General features: G+C 59.3%; 22 protein-coding genes, 1 tRNA gene and 2 pseudogenes. 7 read left to right on the forward strand and 18 right to left on the reverse strand.

All coding sequences use genetic code 11. The features are described from left to right. Nucleotides 1–113: 113 nt before the first annotated feature. The 3 genes from AC15MQ_RS12125 to AC15MQ_RS12135 form a co-directional block, all read right to left on the reverse strand. A complete protein-coding gene (locus AC15MQ_RS12125; RefSeq protein ID WP_287652544.1) occupies nucleotides 114–557 on the reverse strand; it encodes an OsmC family protein in 444 nt (147 codons plus the stop codon). An 84-nt stretch (nucleotides 558–641) separates the two neighbouring features. Then, entirely contained in the window at nucleotides 642–1,694 is a 1,053-nt protein-coding gene (gene mnmH, locus AC15MQ_RS12130) for a tRNA 2-selenouridine(34) synthase MnmH (RefSeq protein ID WP_483080255.1), read from the reverse strand. Nucleotides 1,695–1,722: 28 nt separating this feature from the next. Beyond that, nucleotides 1,723–2,340, reverse strand: a complete 618-nt coding sequence (locus tag AC15MQ_RS12135; protein ID WP_287652546.1) for an arylesterase — start codon at nucleotides 2,338–2,340, stop codon at nucleotides 1,723–1,725. Here AC15MQ_RS12135 and AC15MQ_RS12140 point away from each other — a divergent pair. Continuing rightward, on the forward strand, nucleotides 2,339–3,025 hold the full coding sequence (locus AC15MQ_RS12140; RefSeq protein ID WP_287652547.1) for an ABC transporter ATP-binding protein: 687 nt from the start codon (nucleotides 2,339–2,341) through the stop codon (nucleotides 3,023–3,025). The two genes, AC15MQ_RS12135 and AC15MQ_RS12140, sit on opposite strands and share 2 nt — an antisense overlap. On the opposite strand, the gene hpnE is transcribed toward AC15MQ_RS12140, so the two are convergent. Genes hpnE through hpnC form a run of 3 tightly spaced genes read right to left on the reverse strand, consistent with a single transcriptional unit; the run spans nucleotide 2,946 to nucleotide 5,990 of the window. Beyond that, complete coding sequence (hpnE, locus tag AC15MQ_RS12145; protein WP_483080256.1) at nucleotides 2,946–4,307, reverse strand: hydroxysqualene dehydroxylase HpnE; 1,362 nt, start codon at nucleotides 4,305–4,307, stop codon at nucleotides 2,946–2,948. The two genes, AC15MQ_RS12140 and hpnE, sit on opposite strands and share 80 nt — an antisense overlap. Next, nucleotides 4,304–5,137 (reverse strand): presqualene diphosphate synthase HpnD, encoded by an 834-nt coding sequence (gene hpnD, locus AC15MQ_RS12150; protein WP_483080257.1) that lies wholly within the window; start codon nucleotides 5,135–5,137, stop codon nucleotides 4,304–4,306. Before hpnD ends, hpnE begins: the two co-directional genes overlap by 4 nt. A gap of 43 nt (nucleotides 5,138–5,180) precedes the next feature. After that, nucleotides 5,181–5,990, reverse strand: a complete 810-nt coding sequence (gene hpnC, locus AC15MQ_RS12155; protein ID WP_483080258.1) for a squalene synthase HpnC — start codon at nucleotides 5,988–5,990, stop codon at nucleotides 5,181–5,183. Between the two features lie 127 nt (nucleotides 5,991–6,117). Here hpnC and AC15MQ_RS12160 point away from each other — a divergent pair. After that, nucleotides 6,118–6,202, forward strand: a tRNA-Leu gene (locus AC15MQ_RS12160). Nucleotides 6,203–6,674: 472 nt separating this feature from the next. On the opposite strand, the gene AC15MQ_RS12165 is transcribed toward AC15MQ_RS12160, so the two are convergent. Next, nucleotides 6,675–7,079 carry a VOC family protein gene (locus tag AC15MQ_RS12165; protein WP_483080259.1) on the reverse strand — a complete coding sequence of 135 codons (405 nt, stop codon included), beginning with the start codon at nucleotides 7,077–7,079 and terminating at the stop codon, nucleotides 6,675–6,677. Nucleotides 7,080–7,180: 101 nt separating this feature from the next. Between AC15MQ_RS12165 and AC15MQ_RS12170 the strand changes: the two are divergent. Beyond that, a pseudogene (locus AC15MQ_RS12170) lies at nucleotides 7,181–7,294 on the forward strand (type II toxin-antitoxin system RelE/ParE family toxin); the annotation flags it as partial. Nucleotides 7,295–7,313: 19 nt separating this feature from the next. On the opposite strand, the gene AC15MQ_RS12175 reads toward AC15MQ_RS12170, so the two are convergent. The 8 genes and pseudogenes from AC15MQ_RS12175 to AC15MQ_RS12210 all read right to left on the reverse strand — a co-directional run bounded on the left by AC15MQ_RS12175 (nucleotide 7,314) and on the right by AC15MQ_RS12210 (nucleotide 11,489). Beyond that, complete coding sequence (locus tag AC15MQ_RS12175) at nucleotides 7,314–7,769, reverse strand: DUF4262 domain-containing protein (protein ID WP_483080260.1); 456 nt, start codon at nucleotides 7,767–7,769, stop codon at nucleotides 7,314–7,316. An 83-nt stretch (nucleotides 7,770–7,852) separates the two neighbouring features. Further along, complete coding sequence (locus AC15MQ_RS12180) at nucleotides 7,853–8,494, reverse strand: FMN-binding negative transcriptional regulator (RefSeq protein ID WP_483080261.1); 642 nt, start codon at nucleotides 8,492–8,494, stop codon at nucleotides 7,853–7,855. Between the two features lie 220 nt (nucleotides 8,495–8,714). Then, entirely contained in the window at nucleotides 8,715–9,173 is a 459-nt protein-coding gene (locus tag AC15MQ_RS12185; protein WP_483080262.1) for a hypothetical protein, read from the reverse strand. Between the two features lie 157 nt (nucleotides 9,174–9,330). Further along, a pseudogene (locus tag AC15MQ_RS12190) lies at nucleotides 9,331–9,483 on the reverse strand (type II toxin-antitoxin system HicA family toxin); the annotation flags it as partial. After that, nucleotides 9,480–9,803, reverse strand: a complete 324-nt coding sequence (locus AC15MQ_RS12195; protein WP_483080263.1) for a hypothetical protein — start codon at nucleotides 9,801–9,803, stop codon at nucleotides 9,480–9,482. The pseudogene AC15MQ_RS12190 and the gene AC15MQ_RS12195, both read right to left, overlap by 4 nt. A 155-nt stretch (nucleotides 9,804–9,958) precedes the next feature. Continuing rightward, nucleotides 9,959–10,237: a BrnA antitoxin family protein gene (locus tag AC15MQ_RS12200; RefSeq protein ID WP_483080264.1), complete on the reverse strand. Its 279-nt coding sequence runs from the start codon at nucleotides 10,235–10,237 to the stop codon at nucleotides 9,959–9,961. Continuing rightward, entirely contained in the window at nucleotides 10,194–10,469 is a 276-nt protein-coding gene (locus AC15MQ_RS12205) for a BrnT family toxin (RefSeq protein WP_332336935.1), read from the reverse strand. Before AC15MQ_RS12205 ends, AC15MQ_RS12200 begins: the two co-directional genes overlap by 44 nt. Before the next feature lie 570 nt (nucleotides 10,470–11,039). Then, entirely contained in the window at nucleotides 11,040–11,489 is a 450-nt protein-coding gene (locus AC15MQ_RS12210; RefSeq protein ID WP_483080265.1) for a hypothetical protein, read from the reverse strand. A gap of 199 nt (nucleotides 11,490–11,688) precedes the next feature. On the opposite strand from AC15MQ_RS12210, the gene AC15MQ_RS12215 reads away from it, so the two are divergent. The 4 genes from AC15MQ_RS12215 to AC15MQ_RS12230 all read left to right on the forward strand — a co-directional run bounded on the left by AC15MQ_RS12215 (nucleotide 11,689) and on the right by AC15MQ_RS12230 (nucleotide 14,607). Then, nucleotides 11,689–12,036 carry a hypothetical protein gene (locus tag AC15MQ_RS12215; protein ID WP_483080266.1) on the forward strand — a complete coding sequence of 116 codons (348 nt, stop codon included), beginning with the start codon at nucleotides 11,689–11,691 and terminating at the stop codon, nucleotides 12,034–12,036. A 309-nt stretch (nucleotides 12,037–12,345) separates the two neighbouring features. Then, the gene (locus AC15MQ_RS12220; RefSeq protein WP_483080267.1) at nucleotides 12,346–13,122 is read left to right on the forward strand and encodes an IS66 family transposase; all 777 of its coding nucleotides are present in this window, start codon (nucleotides 12,346–12,348) and stop codon (nucleotides 13,120–13,122) included. Nucleotides 13,123–13,723: 601 nt separating this feature from the next. Next, nucleotides 13,724–14,077 carry a nucleotidyltransferase family protein gene (locus AC15MQ_RS12225; RefSeq protein ID WP_483080268.1) on the forward strand — a complete coding sequence of 118 codons (354 nt, stop codon included), beginning with the start codon at nucleotides 13,724–13,726 and terminating at the stop codon, nucleotides 14,075–14,077. Between the two features lie 89 nt (nucleotides 14,078–14,166). Further along, nucleotides 14,167–14,607 (forward strand): hypothetical protein, encoded by a 441-nt coding sequence (locus AC15MQ_RS12230; RefSeq protein WP_483080269.1) that lies wholly within the window; start codon nucleotides 14,167–14,169, stop codon nucleotides 14,605–14,607. A 38-nt stretch (nucleotides 14,608–14,645) separates the two neighbouring features. Here the strand turns inward: AC15MQ_RS12230 and AC15MQ_RS12235 are convergent, their stop codons facing one another. The 3 genes from AC15MQ_RS12235 to AC15MQ_RS12245 form a co-directional block, all read right to left on the reverse strand. Continuing rightward, nucleotides 14,646–14,936 (reverse strand): hypothetical protein, encoded by a 291-nt coding sequence (locus AC15MQ_RS12235; protein WP_483080270.1) that lies wholly within the window; start codon nucleotides 14,934–14,936, stop codon nucleotides 14,646–14,648. 3 nt (nucleotides 14,937–14,939) lie between these two features. Then, nucleotides 14,940–15,407: a hypothetical protein gene (locus AC15MQ_RS12240; RefSeq protein WP_483080271.1), complete on the reverse strand. Its 468-nt coding sequence runs from the start codon at nucleotides 15,405–15,407 to the stop codon at nucleotides 14,940–14,942. A 91-nt stretch (nucleotides 15,408–15,498) separates the two neighbouring features. Then, entirely contained in the window at nucleotides 15,499–16,059 is a 561-nt protein-coding gene (locus AC15MQ_RS12245) for an AbiU2 domain-containing protein (RefSeq protein ID WP_483080272.1), read from the reverse strand. Nucleotides 16,060–16,159 lie beyond the last annotated feature (100 nt).

The following is a 16,159-nucleotide window of genomic DNA, read 5'->3' on the forward strand; positions in this document are numbered from 1 at the left end:
GTTATTGTTGCACTGCATCAATTTACCACAGATGGCTCGCCAAGTCTTGAGAGAGCGGACTCTAATCGCGCCGCGTTGTGACATTTGCCGCGTCGCAGGGGGGATGGCATGACTTACTCGGCGGTTTCCGGCGCACTGCGGTCGGCCAGTGAACTGTCGATCCGGAGATCGGATTGCAGGGTGCGGTACATCGGACACTTGTTGGCGATTGCCAGCAGCCCGGCGCGCTGCGCGGCCGTCAGTTCGCCTTCGAGGGTGATCGTGCGCACGATGCGATCGACTTTGCCATGCTTCTCGCTGTCGACCCTGTCGTGCAGCAGTTCAACGCGGATGCCGGTCAGCGGCAGTTGCTTGCGTTCCGCGTACATGCGCAGCGTGATCGAGGTGCAGGCCCCGAGGCTGGCGAGCAGGAAGTCCATCGGTTCCGGACCGGCATCGTTGCCGCCCAGGGACAGCGGTTCGTCGGCAACCAGGGTATGCCTGCCGACATGCACCGTCCGCTGGTAAGGTCCCAGCCCGTTCTCGCTGACGACGACAGGGTGTTTGTCTTGTGCCATGTGCTCAACTCCAGCCGACCTGGAGCATGATAAAGGAAGGACGCGCCGCGATGACGATTTCTTTTGACCGGAGCCTGGCGCTGACTAGCCGGCGCAAACCTGGCGCGCCAGGGCTTCGATTCCGGCCGGCGTCAGGTCGTCGCTGCTCAGTGTCAGCGGCGCGCTGAATCCGGCGTAGTTCTGCTGCTGCGAGCGGCTGTAGAGCGGGTCATAGTGCAGTTGCAGCAACTCGCTGACCAGTTCGCGCCACAGGCCATCGTGGACATACTCGCCCCAGCGCACGATCGTCTCGGTCGACTGCAGATTGCGCAGGGGTTGCAGGCGTGCCTTGAGCCACTCGGGTGCGTTCAGGAAATAGTCGTAGTCGCGCAGCAGGAAGTCGACGCGCGCCGCCAGGGACGCTTCGATATGCACGCACTTGCTGGCGCGCATCATCTCGATCAGCGCCGTCGGCAGTTGCAGCACACCGATCTTGCGGCTTTCCGCTTCAACATATACCGTCCGGGCCGGGTCGAGCCCCTGCAGAACGCTCAACAGCCGCGATTCGAACATTTTCTGCGAGGGTTGCGGGCAGTCCGGCAGAACACCCAGCACCGAGCCCTTGTGACAGGCCAGTTCCTCGAGATCGATGATCTGCTCACCAAGGCGCCCGATGGCTTGCAGGATGCGGCTCTTGCCGCTGCCGGTGGCACCGCAGATCACCTGGAGCTGCAGGTGGCGCGGGAGCTCGGACAAGTTGTCGATGACCAGCCGGCGATAGGTCTTGTAGCCGCCCGCGAGTTGCTGCGCATCCCAGCCGATGCGCCGCAGGACATGCGTCAGCGAACCGCTGCGCTGGCCGCCACGCCAGCAGACGATCAGGGGTCGCCAGTGCTTCGGGCGATCGAGAAAGCGGGTGCGCAGGTGGCCGGCGATGTTCTCGGAAACGTAGGCCGCGCCAAGCTTCCTGGCTTCGAAGGGGGAAACCTGCTTGTACAGGGTCCCGATCTCGATGCGCTGCCGGTCGTCGAGCACCGGACAGTTGATCGAGCCGGGGATGTGGTCCTCGGCAAACTCCGTCGGCGAGCGGACGTCGATGATCTCGTCGAAAGCGGACAGGTCGCTGATTTGCTCGACGCTGACGATGTCGTGGTTCATGCGTGGGAGGTCCTTTGCTCAGGGCAGTTCATTTCAGCAGTGGCGCGAGCCCCTGCCAGACATTGTCCAGCAGCAGCGATTGCGCCTCGGCGGTCGGATGCAGGTTGTCCGCCTGAAACAATGCCGACTGCGTCGCCACGCCGTCGAGCAGGAAATCGACCAGCGCAGTCTTGCGGGCCCTGGCCACTTCGCCGAAGACCGCGTGGAACTGCTGCGCATAGGCGCCGTAGTTCGGCGGTATGCGCTGACCGACCAGCAATACCCGGGCGCGCTTCTTCTGGGAGCTGGCGACGATCGCCGACAGGTTGTCGCGCAACTGCGCCACCGGCAATCCCCGCAAGCCGTCGTTGGCACCGAGGGCGACCACCACCACCTGTGGCGAGTGCCTGGCCAGCGCCGCATCGATGCGGGCACGGCCGCCACTGCTGGTTTCTCCGGAGATGCTGGCATTGACGACGTTATAATCCAGCCTCTTCTCCTGCAGGCGTTTGACCAGCAAGGCGGGCCAGGCGGCGTCCTGGCGAATGCCGTAGCCGGCGGAAAGCGAATCGCCGAAGATCAGGATGGTCTGGGCGGCCTGCGCCAGTGGCGCGAGCAACATCAGTCCGGCAAGCAGCAGCCGACGGTAATTGGGGAAACTGAACATGGTCCGGGACGCTTCGATGGTCGTTGAGGTTCGGGATTTGGCCAAGCGGGTGGATAACGGCGGCGAGCCGTTGACCATTCTGCACGAGATCTCGTTCGCCGTCGCGGCCGGCGAGACGGTGGCGATCGTCGGCGCTTCGGGTTCCGGGAAATCAACCCTGCTCGGCCTGCTGGCCGGCCTCGACCTGCCGAGCAGCGGCTCGGTCGCGCTGGCCGGCGAAGCGCTGGGTGCGCTCGACGAAGACGCGCGCGCCGTCTTGCGCGGCCGCCTGCTGGGTTTTGTCTTCCAGACCTTTCAACTGTTGCCCTCGCTGAACGCGGTCGAGAACGTGATGTTGCCGCTGGAACTGGCCGGCACGGCCAACGCACGCGCCGAAGCCGAGTACTGGCTGCAACGGGTCGGGCTGGCACACCGCCTGCGGCACTATCCGAAACACCTCTCGGGCGGCGAGCAGCAGCGGGTCGCGCTGGCGCGTGCCTTTGCTCCGCAACCTCGCCTGGTGCTGGCCGACGAGCCGACCGGCAATCTCGACGCGGCGACCGGTCATCAGGTCATCGAGTTGATGTTTGCGATCAACGCCGAACGCGGCACGACGCTGATTCTCGTCACCCATGATGAAGAGATCGCGGCGCGCTGTTCCCGTCGCCTGCGGATGCACGCCGGGCAGTTGGAGGAGGTGCGCTGAGCAGCAGCCCGCGTGCCGCGGCGACGCCGCTGCGCACCGCGGCTTCGAGCGTTGCCGGATAATCGGCGCAGACGTAGTCACCCGCCAGCCATAAACCGTTGCGCGCGGTCGCGGCGGCTGGCCGGCGCAGATCGGGGCGGCAGGAAAACGTCGCGCGACGTTCGCGAATGACCTGATACCAGAGTGCCGGCGGCAGCCGGGTGCGCAGGGTGTCGGCGAGTTCGCGCTGCAGTGCGATCGCCAGCGCGGCATTGTCGAGCGTTTCCCAGGCACCATGACCGCTGAGCACGAAGGCCATCACTCCCGCCGTAGCGCAGAGTGCGCCACGGTCGAATACCCATTGCCCGATCCGACCGGCAGGGCGATCGTCGAGCCCGAGCATCGGGAAGGGCAGGCACACTTGCGGCGGATAGCCGCAGTAGAGCGTGGCGATCGGCTCGAAGGCGTAGCCGGAGAGCAGCTGCGCGATGCCCCGCGTCTGCGCGTGCCCGCCGAGCAACGCCGGCGCATGCTGCGGGCCGACGGCGACGACCGCGTAGTCATAGTGCTCGCCACAGACCGTGAACCCGTCGTCAATCGCGGCGACACGGGTCGACAGGCGAATTTCCCCGCCACGCGCGCGGATGAAGTGCGCCGCGGCTTCCGGAAAGAGACGGTCGAGATCCGCTGCCGGCAGCAGCAGGTCGGTCGCGGTGTGGCCCCCGCCGAGGCTGTCGCGCAGCGTATTCACGAAGATCTGCGCCGAAGCCATGGCCGGCGCGGTATTCAGCGCCGCCAGGCACAGCGGCTCCCAGAGGTGCCGGCGCAGGCTGCCGCGCTGGCCATGGCCATCAAGCAAGGCCGACACCGTGCAATCGTCGCCGAGGCGGTAGTCCGCGTCCTGCAGGAAACGCAGGAAACGAACGGCGCCGACTTTCTCGGCCAGACTGCTGCCGCGCGCGCTCAGCAAACCCGCCGCCAGGTGCCACGGTGCCGGCAGGCGCGGCAGCCGCATCCGGAAGGGACGCGGCTGGCTGGCCGGGAAGCGCAGTTCGAGTGGCAGGCGCTTCAGGAGCCGCTCGGGATCGGCGCCGACTTCCCGCATCAGGCGCAGCGTCTCGCAGTAAGCGCCGACCAGGAGGTGCTGCCCGTTGTCGAGCCGGTGGCCGTGCAGGTCCACGCTGCGCGCCCGCCCGCCGAGCTGCTTCGCGGCCTCGAAAACGGTGACCCCGACCCCGGCCTTGGCCAGTTCGACCGCCGTCGACAGCCCCGCCCAGCCGCCACCGACGATCGCGGCCTTCATCCCCGCACCCAGGTCCGCCAGGCGATCCACAGCTTGCGGATCGGCGTCAGCGAAGTGCGCTGGCTGAGGACCTGACAGCCGTCCCGCTTGATCTCGTCGAGCAGCGTGCGATAGATCGCCGCCATCACCAGCCCGGGCCGCTGCGCTCTGCGGTCGATCGCCGGCAGTGCGCCGATCGCCTGCGCGTAGTAGCTCTCGGCGCGCTCGATCTGGAAGTCCATCAGGCGCCGGAAGTTGTCCGAATGGCGGGCGTTGAGGATGTCGGCGGCGGTGACCTGGAAACGCTGCAACTCGCCGATCGGCAGATAGATGCGACCCCTGCGCGCGTCTTCGCCGACGTCGCGGATGATGTTCGTGAGCTGGAACGCGACGCCCAGATCGTGCGCGTATTTCTGGGTCTTGCGATCCTGGTAGCCGAAGATCTCCGCGGCGAGCAGACCAACGACGCTGGCCACGCGGTAACAATAGAGCGAGAGCGCCTTGAAATCGAGGTAGCGCGATTGCTGCAGATCCATCTCCATGCCGTCGATGATCTCCTGCAACTGCTCTTCCGGCAGATGGAACTCGGTGCTGGCCGCCTGCAGCGCCTGCGTAACCGGATGCTGTGGCTTGCCCGCCGGCAGCCGCGTCAGCTCCTGCCGCCACCAGGCCAGCTTGGTGGCGGCGACCTGCGGGTCCTGGCACTCGTCGACGACATCGTCAACCTCGCGGCAAAAGGCGTACAGTGCCGTGATCGCGCGCCGCTGCTGTGGCGGCAGGAAGAGAAAGCTGTAGTAGAAGCTCGAGCCGCTGCGGGCCGCCTTCTGTTGGCAGTATTCGTCGGGGGTCATTCGCAATCTCGGGATTTCCACAGGGTCGCCATTCTCCCACGACTTACATGCGCAGGGCGCGTCCGCCGATGCGCAACCAGTCGCGCACGCCCAGCACCGGCCGCTGTGCGAACACATCGCCGCGAACGCGCTCGATCCGCTCCAGAATGCGCAGGCCGCCCTGCACCGTCAAGCGGATTTCCCAGGCCATGCGGCCGGGCAGTTGCTGGACCAGCGGGGCACCTGCATGCATCAACCGGCGGGTCCGCTCGGTTTCGAAAGCCAGTAGCGCCGCCCATGCGGCGCTCCAGCATCCGGCCGCGATCTGCGATTCGCCGATGCCGAAGCGTTCGAGGTCGGCCTGGGGAAGATAGACCCGTTCCTTCTGCCAGTCGATGGCGATGTCCTGCCAGAAATTCACCAGTTGCAGCGCGCTGCAGATGCAGTCCGAGCGGCGCAGATTCTCGGCGTCGGCGCGGCCCACCAGATGCAGCAGCAGGCGGCCGACCGGATTGGCCGAGCGACGACAGTAATCCAGAAGCTGCGGGTAGTCCGCGTAGCGCCTGGTGACGACATCCTGCGCGAAGGCGTCGAGCAGGTCACGGAACAACGCCACCGGCAGGCGCCACGCGTGGATGACCGCCGCCAGCTCCGCGAAGTCCGCCTGGGCCGGATGCTCGCCACGTTCGATACGGTCGAGCGCCTCGGCGAATTCAGCCAGGCCCTGCAGGCGCTGCGCATCGGTGGCGTCACCCTCGTCGGCAATGTCGTCGGCAGCGCGCGCGAAGCGATAGATCGCCTCGACCGGTCGGCGCAGACGCTTTGGCAGCAGGAGCGAGGCAACAGGAAAATTTTCGTAGTGGTCGACAGGCATCGCGGCGAAGTCTGCTGGTTCCGGAGCAGCCCAGGTGCTTTGAGGGCTGACAGTATAGGGTCGCGGCGGTTAGAATACCGCTCCGACGCGCGATTCGCGATGGCAGCAGGTCTAGGTGTTGGGCAGTGCCCAGGTGGCGAAATTGGTAGACGCAGCAGGTTTAGGTCCTGCCGCCGCAAGGTGTGGGGGTTCGATTCCCTTCCTGGGCACCATCAGGCAGTCCAAGGCAGTCCGAAGAAGTCCAGACAACCCGCATCCGTGCGGGTTTTTTGTTGCCTCGATGTCCGCCAAGGGGCAACCTGGTCCCACGACATCCGGGCTGCAACAGGGGTAACTTTGGGGGTATCTCCAAAGGCGCCTGGGGTAGCTGTCAGGCGAGGAACCAACCTCAGAGCCTGCGGGGCGCCATGCCGATAACGGAAACCGCAGTACGCAATGCGCAGCCCGTCGACCAGCCGGTCAGGCTGTGCGACGGCCTGGGGCTGTTTGTCCTCGTCACCACCTGCCGGTGACCTCGGCGAAGAGAACCACCAGTTTCCTGTTTGAGCCTTTGAGCCGCACTCGGCGAATCGCATGGCGCCGGCCGGACGCGTTGCCGCGCCATCGACGCCTACCCCTTGGGTGAGGGTAACCGACAGCCCACGGCAGCCGCGGCCGGGCCGCTGTGGACGAACCAGCCGGGAGTCACGGCGTACTGCATGCGCCAATCGGAGTGCATAACTCGACGAGTATGCCATCGGGGCAACGCACGTAGGACACGACTTGCCCCCACGGCTTGGCGACCGGCGCAGCCCATTCCCTGGCTCCAGCAGCGACGGCCTTGCTGTGCGCCAACGCGACATCCCCGGTGACCAGCGCAATTTCAAACCCGAGTGGCTGAGCAGAAGCATCTGCCTGCACATGGCCGCCTGGAAAATTCAGGTCACCCAACTCATGTGACGCGAACGACAGGGTCGTTTCTCCGGTATTCAACTCGCCGTAGGTACCGCTCTCGTGGAGAAATTTTCTCGCCAGGCCAAATGCCTTTTCGAAGAACTCCAACGAAGCTGCCACATCCGGCACGTAGACAATGGTGTAACCGAGCTTCATGGGTTTCTCCTTATGGCCTTCCGAGCGGCCCAATGTGATGCAGCAATCCTATTTGACGCCAGGCCTGGCGTCAAATAGGCGCGGATGCCGAGTCTGTTGAGCGAAAGCCGAGAACCCAGCCTGATGGACGGCCGTATCGCACACTGTACGCGTTCGATCCCCGACGATTGGCCATCCTCTTCCTCGGCGGAGACCAGGCGGGCGATGACCGTTGGGAAATGCCGTCAGCGGGCGTCACGCGACCTCTCCCGCAAGCAACGGCTGGTTGGCACGGAGCCAGTCCGAGGCCTCCGCGTCCCAGGGCCAAACACCCGAAGTACTGGGCCAGATGAGCTGTAGCGCGTCGAACTCGGAGCCGCCATGCAACCAGCAGGCGGACCGCATGTACTCAGCCCGGTGTTCACGCGCGACGGGACCAAATTGAACAGCGAAGCCCTCAAGGAAACCCAGGTAGAGAACTCCGGGGAGGAACTGCTCGCCCGATCGAATCCGGCGGTTGTACTCATTGACCATCCAGTGCGACAGCTTGGAGCTGAGACCGATGATGATGAGTTCAGGGGCACCAGATGACCTGGCGATTCCGATGGAGTAAGAAAAGGGTGGCTCTACTTTCTGCGGATCAAACACCGAGGTAACGCTGCAACCGTGCTCTGCGATGTGCTGGAGGATGTTGCGCTCGTACTCTTCCATAAGCCTGCTAACCGTTCAAGGTCAGGGGCGCGCAGCGGCGCTTGCGCGGCGGCGCGTCCCCTGCAGCGCCCTATTGGGCGGCATCAGTTCTTGGCGACTACGGCGTTGAGCATCGCGGCAGACGTTACCCGCTCGCCACGCTTTTGCAACTCTTCTGCCGCGTTGATGCGATCGCGCTCTTCCCGATTTTGACTGAGTTTCCATTTGCCGACCATCCTGGTAATTTCGATCTCGATGCCTACGATGGCTGTCAGCATCTGATCGATGTACTCCTTCGATGAATCGCTCATCCTCCAAGGCTTGTCCGAACCGGCGCGAGCCTCATTAGCGCGAGTGAGGCGCGCCACCACACCGCGTACGAACTTCTCGTCATCGCGGATCGTGATTTTTCCGTGAACGTGCACGGCCTGGTAATTCCAGGTAGGCACTTGCCGGTGAAACTCGTGCTTGCTCGGATACCAGTTCGGTGAAATATAGGCATTTGCCGCACGGAATATGACAAGAGCGTCATCGCCATCCCTGGTCTCCTTCCAGATGGGATTGGCCCGGGCGACGTGGGTGAGCAATTGTCCGCGCTCGCACGCGTTCGGGTTCAAGTCGAATGGCAGGTGATTGGCGTCGAGTCCGCACGGGCCGCTGAGTACAAGAATCCCAAGCGGGAAATTGGCGATGATGCAGTGAAGCTCTTCGGTCCGCGTTTCTTCAAACTGCTGGGGCAGGTACATAGTTCGACCATATCCTGAGTACGCTAGGGAAATAGGGGACAGACTTTGGAAAAAGGGTGGGAAAAAGGGGACAGACCACGGTTTCCTGGTTTTCAGAGCAGAAAAAAAGATAACCGTGGTCTGTCCCCTATTCTGCTCCGATAATCAAACTTAACTTTTGATATAACATAAGGATCGGTGCGCGTCAGCGCAGCGTTCCACTTGATGGATAAGTTAGAAGTCATTCGGACTGTGACAAAGTAATTTCATATGATTCAACTGCAACGGGATTCTGGCGTGATGTATCCCAAAGCTTTGCTTCCCCCATTGGGTCATTAAATTGAATAGGCCCCATCATTTCTGTCTGTAGTCTCAACGACAATATGGAATTCGGGTTTGAGTCTCTAATTAACGCGAAAATATCTGGCGTTACTTTTGCATAGAAGGAAATGCTTGGTGGATAAATGCTTCCAGTATCAATGTCTTCTAATGCATCTATGAAATGAATTTTCTCGATTTCGTATTCTGGATTTTCAAAAACAAATTCGACATATCCAGTTTCTACTTGCTTTCCTTCGTGTGTGTACAAGCTGTCTCGCTTGGGTATTCTGGCTTCAAACGACAGTTTTTCGGTGAATCTACCATCCCGCGCAGAAACTTTGAGCGTTTTTTTATGCAGGGTAAACATGAGAATGGACATTATGACACCTAACGTTTGAATACAGGGGCGCTACACGGCTTTATCGCGGCGCGATCCTTGGAATGATGCGATATAGCGATATAGGGGACAGACCACGGTTTCCTGGTTTTCAGAGCAGAAAAAAAGATAACCATGGTCTGTCCCCTATTCTGCTGCCTATTCTGCTGTGAGTGGGAATCGTGATGTGATGTTCGCCACATTCCAGCGTCGTCAGCCGAACGTGGCTGCCGGTTTGTCGCGTCACGGCATAGCCAAGCTTCGTCAACTGTTGGATCAGGGCCGGCCCGGACAGGTCGCGCGGCAGCTTCATACCGCCAGCCATTCTTCCCGAGTGATGTGCAGGCGGATCACGCTCGGCCTCTTGTCGTCGTCGAAATGGCAACGCACGGCATCGCGCACTTGCGTGTGCAAGCCGGGCAGATCGTCAGCTTCGGTAAGTATATCCGTCCCAACCGAGCGGGCCGTGAAACCTCCCTCGGGGGCTTCTTCGACGATGAAGTGAATTTCGATCATGGCTAATAGCCCCTGGAAAATTGATGACTGTACGCCAGTCTGCGAGCCGACGGGGTCGGGCTCTTCCTCTTGCCGGTCGGGCAAGATGTCAACCCGCGATTTCCAGCCGTGTTTCAATCCGGTCGATTCACGCCGTGATCTGGTCGATGCTCGACTGTTGCCGGATGGTTTCTTGAGAAACGGGGGACAGACCACGTTTTTTGTACGGCCGTGCTGCTAACTAGACTTGATCCAGCTTGTCAGTGCAAGTCTGGCTCACCAGTTGCTGGGTTTCACTTCGGAATTTCCATGAGTCGTTCCGCCATTCGAGTTTGCCAGCCAGGACCAGTGGCTCGCCATTTGCTAATCACGTCTTCCGGAAGACGCAGAGAAATTAGTCTTCTTGGAGTGGCTGACTTCGGCCGTCCGCCTCTGTTCACACTTGCCCGGGCGAGCATCTCGTCCGTGATTTCTGGAAGCTCATCGTACTCGTGCGGCTGAATAACGTGAGCATCCACCCGTGCAAGGTCAGAGCCCAATTTTCGGGCCAATTCGAATTTGTTCTCGGTCATTGGCTTTCCTCATGCTGAAGACGTGGCGATCCGCGCCACGCGGCACATAGCCGACGACGACCATTCGACCTTCCAGAATGCCGTAGCACACGATTCGGATCTCTCCGTAGTCCTTCCGCCTGTCCTCGACTTCCAGATTCGGGCTCTCAAAGACATACTTTGCGTCCTCGAAATCGAGGCCGCGTTCTTGGAGGGTTTGCAGTCTTTTTGTTGGATCGTAGGTGATCGCCACATGGTTATTGTATATACATAAACCATTGAGTGCAAGCTATTCTCACGAACAAGAGATCTCTTGCAAGACTCAGGAATGATCAGGGCCGGGCTTTTCCTTTTGCCCACTGAATCACCCGCAACTCCCCACCGCCCCGCAAGCCGTACAGAAATCACAGCCATCCTTCCGGATCATCGTCAGATTCCCGCACTCGTTGCACAGCTTGCCGGCGGTCGGTTGCGCGGCGGTGCTGCCGGCGGGGGGCTGCAGCGACGAAATAGGGGACCACGGTTTCCTGGATTTCTGATTATAAACAACAAGATAATCGTTATCTGTCCGACATCGCCGACGACAAGGAACTGCCAACCCCTTTTGGGGTCGTCGTACACTTCGGCTCGCAGACTCGGTCGCCGTGGCCGGTGTGATCTTCGTTCGGTGTCCTCATCGTCTGTCCGGCTGACCTGCGGCGCCCCTTGTCAAGCCTCCTGCGCCTGTGGGATACTCGCCGCCAGCAAGCGCAGGAAAGGTACAGGCCGCTTCTCGCAAGTGGCAGCCCGCATGGGTGGGATCCTCGGTTCCTGGGGCCATCGATCAAAGCAAGCCCTCGAGACTTCGTGTCTCGGGGGCTTGTGTTTTCAGGGTGGCAAAATCCTCCGGCCAGAGCTTGATGCCGTAGCCGAGGAGACACTTGTGGTGGCGGTACAGCGTCTTCTTCAAATGCGGCAAATAGGCGGTTTCGGTTTCACCGTAGCGATTGACCTTGACGGCGAAATGCAGCCCAGATGCCACTGCGTCGGCGACCTGCAGGCCGGCAAGCCTGGAGTGCTCCACCGAACGAATTCGCTCAGGGTCGATCGCCGTCGGATCGATCTGGACTTTCTGCGGGTCCCCGTCGTGCTGCTGGATCAGCAGGCGCAGATAGTCGCGGATGTCCTCGTAGGACATGTTGCTGCGATTGGAGAAGACAATTTCGGCGAAGCCATCCCCTTCGCCCGCTTGCCGGTGCTCCCGGCATAGCCAGGGAAATAGGGGACAGTCCACGGTTTCCTGGTTTTCAGAGCAGAATAAACAAGATAATCGTGGTCTGTCCCCTATTTTATCTTCTGCCACAACGTGACCCTCCGAAGCTGCGGGGTCCTCCGTGATGTAACCGTTCACACCCCCTTAAGAAAGGCCGCCAGCGTGAGGATTTGTATGGCATAGTTGTGAAACTTGCAAACGACCTGACAGACGCGGCGCGATGCACCTGAGCAAACATGACCTGTTCCAGATGAACGACGAGTGGCTGAAGAAGCTGCCGGCGGAGCTATTGCTGGAAGTGTCGAAGCGCCTGTTGCACGACGTGAAGGAGTTGCAGGATCGGCTGAATCAGAACCCGGACAACAGCTCGCGTCCGCCGACCAGCCAAGCGCCTTGGGCGAAGACAGGTGACTCGGAGGAACAGAGTGGCGCGGCGGACGAGAGCGACACGGCAGACGCCGCCGCGGAGAGGGCGACGGGAAGCGCTACGGAAGAGACGGAACAGGCTTCGCCGGTCGATGGCCAGCGGTCATCAACCAAGAAGGGGTCGGGGAGGCGGCCCGGCTAGCAGCCGGGCAGTCCAGGCCATGGCCGCAGTCAGAAACTGGCGATCACCGCCCGGTGCGAGCACCGCCCCGAGCTCTGCGCAGCTTGTGCGGCGGCGTTGTCGGCGGACGCGGCGTCGCAAGCTTACACGGCTTGGGACGAAGTCGACATTGCACCGCAGGTTGAAGGCCTGATCGGGTTGACGTTCCGTGTCACACGCCACACGCTGCTTGAAGTGAGCTGCTCCTGCGGTCATGTCAGCCGTGCGCAACCTTGGCGGGCGCCGGCCGACGGGCAATGGGAGAAGGTTGATCTGGGGGAATGGCGTCTCGTGGGTCCCCGCCTGGCCGGGGTGATCGTCCTGCTGGCGCTGCGCATGCGCCTGTCACGGGCGAGTATTCGCGAACTGCTGATGGAAATGTTCGAGTTGACGCTGAGTACCGGCGTCATCGACGAAACGATCCGGGAAGCGGGCCGCGCCAGTCTGCCGCTGGAGGACGCCTTGGTGGCCGACATCGTGCAGGCCGCGCAACTGCATGTCGATGAAACCTCGTGGCCGGAGTCCGGCGTGCTGCTGTGGCTGTGGGCGCTGGTCACCACCCACACGACGCTGTTCCTGATCGGCCCGCGCAGCCGGGAAATGCTCGAGAACGCCTTGCAGGACGGCTTTCCCGGCATACTCATCAGCGATGGCTACGGCGTCTATCGCGCCTGGGAAAACCGCTTGCGCTGCTGGCCGCACCTGATGCGCAAACTGAGGGGCCTGGCCGAATCGAGCGATGCTCGAGTCTCCGGGGCTGGGCAAGAGATGGAAGGCATCATGAAAACGCTGATGGCCGCCATCTACGCGGCGCGGATCGATCCGCCGCCGGAAGGACTCCCGGCCCGCTACGCGAAGGCCATTGAGCGACTACGGCACCTGTGCGAAGCGCATCGGATGGATGACCACTCGGTGCTGCGTAGCGTCGTGCGCGAATTCCTGTACGACTGGAACGTGATCCTGCGTCCAGTCGCCGAGCCCCACCTGCCGCTTTCCAACAACGCTGCGGAACAGGCGCTGCGGCACTGGGTGATTTCGCGCTACCATCAGCCACGGCACACGCTCTGAAGAGGGGTCCCGTGCCTTCGCTTTCCTCGCCAGCCTCATCGAAACCTGCCGCCGTCGCGGCGCATCCGCCTGGCAGTACCTCGGCACCGTCATCGCCGCCGCTCGCAAAGGCTTGCAGCTCCCCACGATCCCCGCCATCCCGGCAACCGTGTAGGGGAGTGAGTGATTACTTCACTGGTGACGCCGCGGCAAACCGGCTTTCTGCCAGCCTGGCTGCCCATCAGCAAGCGTCACCCTGACGCGCGACGGCATGCCAAGCGATTGACTTTGGGCGGACCCGCCTTACAATCCCCATAAGCACTGCCCTCGCGGCGGTTGAGTCCAACAAGGTTTATCTGCCGCGGATACGCCTGCGTTTGGCCCGCGTGCTTGCGGCGCGGCAGATAAACGCTATTCGTTATGCTTCCACGGCAGGGTAAAATTGAAGTGCCTTGTTCCCCTCAGTTGCTCCGCGTAGCGTCAAGAAGTGGGGCTGTCAGGGACGACAGCGGCTGCAGAACGCGTTCCAGCACACTCGGCAATGCTCACGTAAGCCGCGCTATTTTGAACGTGTTCTAGCAGATTTCCGCCCGCAAGAATTAATACGAATTTTGGAGGTAATGTGCCTCATTTGTTCAATCATAAAAACGATACCCCATTATCAACAGTAGCTGACGCTGTAGGGCGCTGGGCGCTTGGAAAGCAATTTATTAAAGCGGTTTATTTCTTTGGGAGTCGTGTCAGGGGAGATAATCACGTAAATAGCGACCTAGACATCGCAGTTGAACTTGTTTTCCGTGATCCAGATACTGCTCTTGGGCACTGGACAGCACACAATGAGTCTTGGAAATCAGAGATCGAATCAATGTTGCCATGGAAAATTGACTTTGAGTGGTACCATTCATCTGCAACTAAAATAATCCAACAAGGCATTGATCGCTCCAGTATTCATGTCTACGAGAAGGCCCATGCGTAATACTCATGATTCGCCTCAGATCAGCAACAGTATTGTCTAGCAATTACCTGCGCAAGCTATGTATTTAGATCCTTGAAAAGGATAATTCCGTGGGAATTGCAGATTATCAAATCACTATTTTTGTGGCGATAGTGGTTGTGATATTTCTATTTGGGCGAGTAGGAATGTTTATTGCAGTTGTCACGATTCTTGTATGGACATTTAGCATGGTCTTTACAAAATCATTAATGACAACCCAGGTGGGGACTATTATAGGGGCAACGATAACGGGCTATATTTTACGACAGCTTGGCGGTTATGGTTTGTTGATAGCTGCAATAATTGGAATAGGCGTCATTATTTCTAATTCTAGCAATAATTCGCCAACTAGCAAAATCGTAAATGATAATTCAAATATAACCAATAACAGCCAGAGCAGTATTCAACCACAGAAATCCAATCAATTGAGGGGAAATCCAAAGTGCAATAAACTTACGTGGCCTATGTCAAGCACCATTTGCCCAAAAGGCGAACAGCCTTACATTCCTTAATATAGTCTAAGATACTTTAGAGTAGAGTAGAGTGGAGTTTAGAGTTGCTCAAAGACATATGACATCGCTTTGTCATTTCGCTTGTATTCTGGCCTGGCTACGAACGTGCTGTTGGTTAAATGCAAAAAGAATACCTCACGAACTTTGAGAAGCTTCCATCCGTCACGTTCACCGCTCTCGCTACCACCTGATGTTTGATAACAGCGAAGAATTTCATCGCCATCTTTGTCTCGACCATATGTGTGAGGTTCAACAATTCGCGAGTATCCGTGATAGCGAAGTTCCAAAACTTTTCGTTGTTGTATGGCCTGCATAACAGAGGAGTTCATGAGTCAACTCTCCTGCACGGGCTGTTCTTCTTTCGATAGCTGAATTTCGCCAGCGAGGCGCCCTTCATATTGGTGGCCACAGGATGTGCAAACTCGAATTCGATAGTTCTTTGATTCGTGAACAAGTTGTCGCTTCTTATGCTCATTTTCCCAGCAACGTAAGCAGTAAGGTACCCCTATCGGTTCTCCGTTCTCATCGGCGGTGTAAAACGCGTCATACCGGCGAACAAGCGAATCCTTGTTCAGGAATGCGTCTTCCAACGCGGCAATTCTCTTATCCTTTTCTATTAGTGTTTCCTGTACTTCGACTAGTTCGATCTTCGCGTCGGCAAGAGAGCCTAAAAGATCAGCTAGTTTTAATTTTAATTCTGCTCGTTCAAGTGATAGGTCGCTTTCCCGCAAGAATTTGACAATATCTGTTGCTGTCTTGAGGCTGCTAAGCGCTGCACCAATTGTTGCGAGATCAGGCATTGCTGTACTCCTGTTGTAAAAGCGCTAACGTGAAAGCAAGGGGCTGCGCCGCTTTTGCGCAGTCCCGCTTGACTGTAGGGTTAGCGCAATGTCATGCTGCTGAACCGAGGTCGTCGAGCATTCGGATAACGTCTTGCCGAGCCCCGAGATTGAAGGCATGAAAGCTCTGTTCGTAGGCATGAGAGATTGCATTCAGCAACTCCTTCGTGACCTCAATGAGTTCAGTAAACTCATTTGGTGTTACATCGGCTTCGATGAAAGCTTCTTCGACTGTGAGGGAAGTAGAGCGATGACCAAATGCTTTGTTTCGTAAGACGCATACTTTCTCCCATAGTAGTTTGGCACGCGCGTACAACGCTTCAAACTTAGCAATCTCCTCAGCGGTGAATCTACTGTCGGTCTTAGCGCGGCGCAGAAGTTGAGGAATGTTGTAAGTATCTCGTCGGGTTTCGTATAGGCGATACAGAGCGACTAGGGTTGCGACAAAGTGGGCGTGAATCGAAGTGGAGAAGAAATGCGGATATCGGTTGAGGGTCTTGACGTACTTCGGCCGCGTATCTTTGCTTTTGAAAACCCACCATATCTCGTGGTTCAGTCCGGCGACTGTGACCGTATTACATAACTCAGTAATGTAGCTACCTATATCAGTCATAGCCTTTGCGCTCTAAAGTGATTCAGCAACCATATTTGACGCAAAGCCTTGCGTCAAATAAGCCAAGCTGCCCAATCTCTTGATCAAGGAATCGCATCGC

The organism is Candidatus Accumulibacter propinquus (assembly GCF_056856495.1).

Excerpts from the sequence above, each read along its gene's own strand:
- AC15MQ_RS12245 (WP_483080272.1), bottom strand. The coding sequence starts at position 16,059 with ATGACTGATATAGGTAGCTACATTACTGAGTTATGTAATACGGTCACA.
- hpnE (WP_483080256.1), bottom strand. The coding sequence starts at position 4,307 with ATGAAGGCCGCGATCGTCGGTGGCGGCTGGGCGGGGCTGTCGACGGCG.
- AC15MQ_RS12185 (WP_483080262.1), bottom strand. The coding sequence starts at position 9,173 with ATGTCCATTCTCATGTTTACCCTGCATAAAAAAACGCTCAAAGTTTCT.
- AC15MQ_RS12180 (WP_483080261.1), bottom strand. The coding sequence starts at position 8,494 with ATGTACCTGCCCCAGCAGTTTGAAGAAACGCGGACCGAAGAGCTTCAC.
- AC15MQ_RS12175 (WP_483080260.1), bottom strand. The coding sequence starts at position 7,769 with ATGGAAGAGTACGAGCGCAACATCCTCCAGCACATCGCAGAGCACGGT.
- AC15MQ_RS12135 (WP_287652546.1), bottom strand. The coding sequence starts at position 2,340 with ATGTTCAGTTTCCCCAATTACCGTCGGCTGCTGCTTGCCGGACTGATG.
- AC15MQ_RS12125 (WP_287652544.1), bottom strand. The coding sequence starts at position 557 with ATGGCACAAGACAAACACCCTGTCGTCGTCAGCGAGAACGGGCTGGGA.
- AC15MQ_RS12235 (WP_483080270.1), bottom strand. The coding sequence starts at position 14,936 with ATGAACTCCTCTGTTATGCAGGCCATACAACAACGAAAAGTTTTGGAA.
- hpnD (WP_483080257.1), bottom strand. The coding sequence starts at position 5,137 with ATGACCCCCGACGAATACTGCCAACAGAAGGCGGCCCGCAGCGGCTCG.
- AC15MQ_RS12140 (WP_287652547.1), top strand. The coding sequence starts at position 2,339 with ATGGTCCGGGACGCTTCGATGGTCGTTGAGGTTCGGGATTTGGCCAAG.
- AC15MQ_RS12215 (WP_483080266.1), top strand. The coding sequence starts at position 11,689 with ATGCACCTGAGCAAACATGACCTGTTCCAGATGAACGACGAGTGGCTG.
- hpnC (WP_483080258.1), bottom strand. The coding sequence starts at position 5,990 with ATGCCTGTCGACCACTACGAAAATTTTCCTGTTGCCTCGCTCCTGCTG.
- AC15MQ_RS12240 (WP_483080271.1), bottom strand. The coding sequence starts at position 15,407 with ATGCCTGATCTCGCAACAATTGGTGCAGCGCTTAGCAGCCTCAAGACA.
- mnmH (WP_483080255.1), bottom strand. The coding sequence starts at position 1,694 with ATGAACCACGACATCGTCAGCGTCGAGCAAATCAGCGACCTGTCCGCT.
- AC15MQ_RS12200 (WP_483080264.1), bottom strand. The coding sequence starts at position 10,237 with ATGACCGAGAACAAATTCGAATTGGCCCGAAAATTGGGCTCTGACCTT.
- AC15MQ_RS12165 (WP_483080259.1), bottom strand. The coding sequence starts at position 7,079 with ATGAAGCTCGGTTACACCATTGTCTACGTGCCGGATGTGGCAGCTTCG.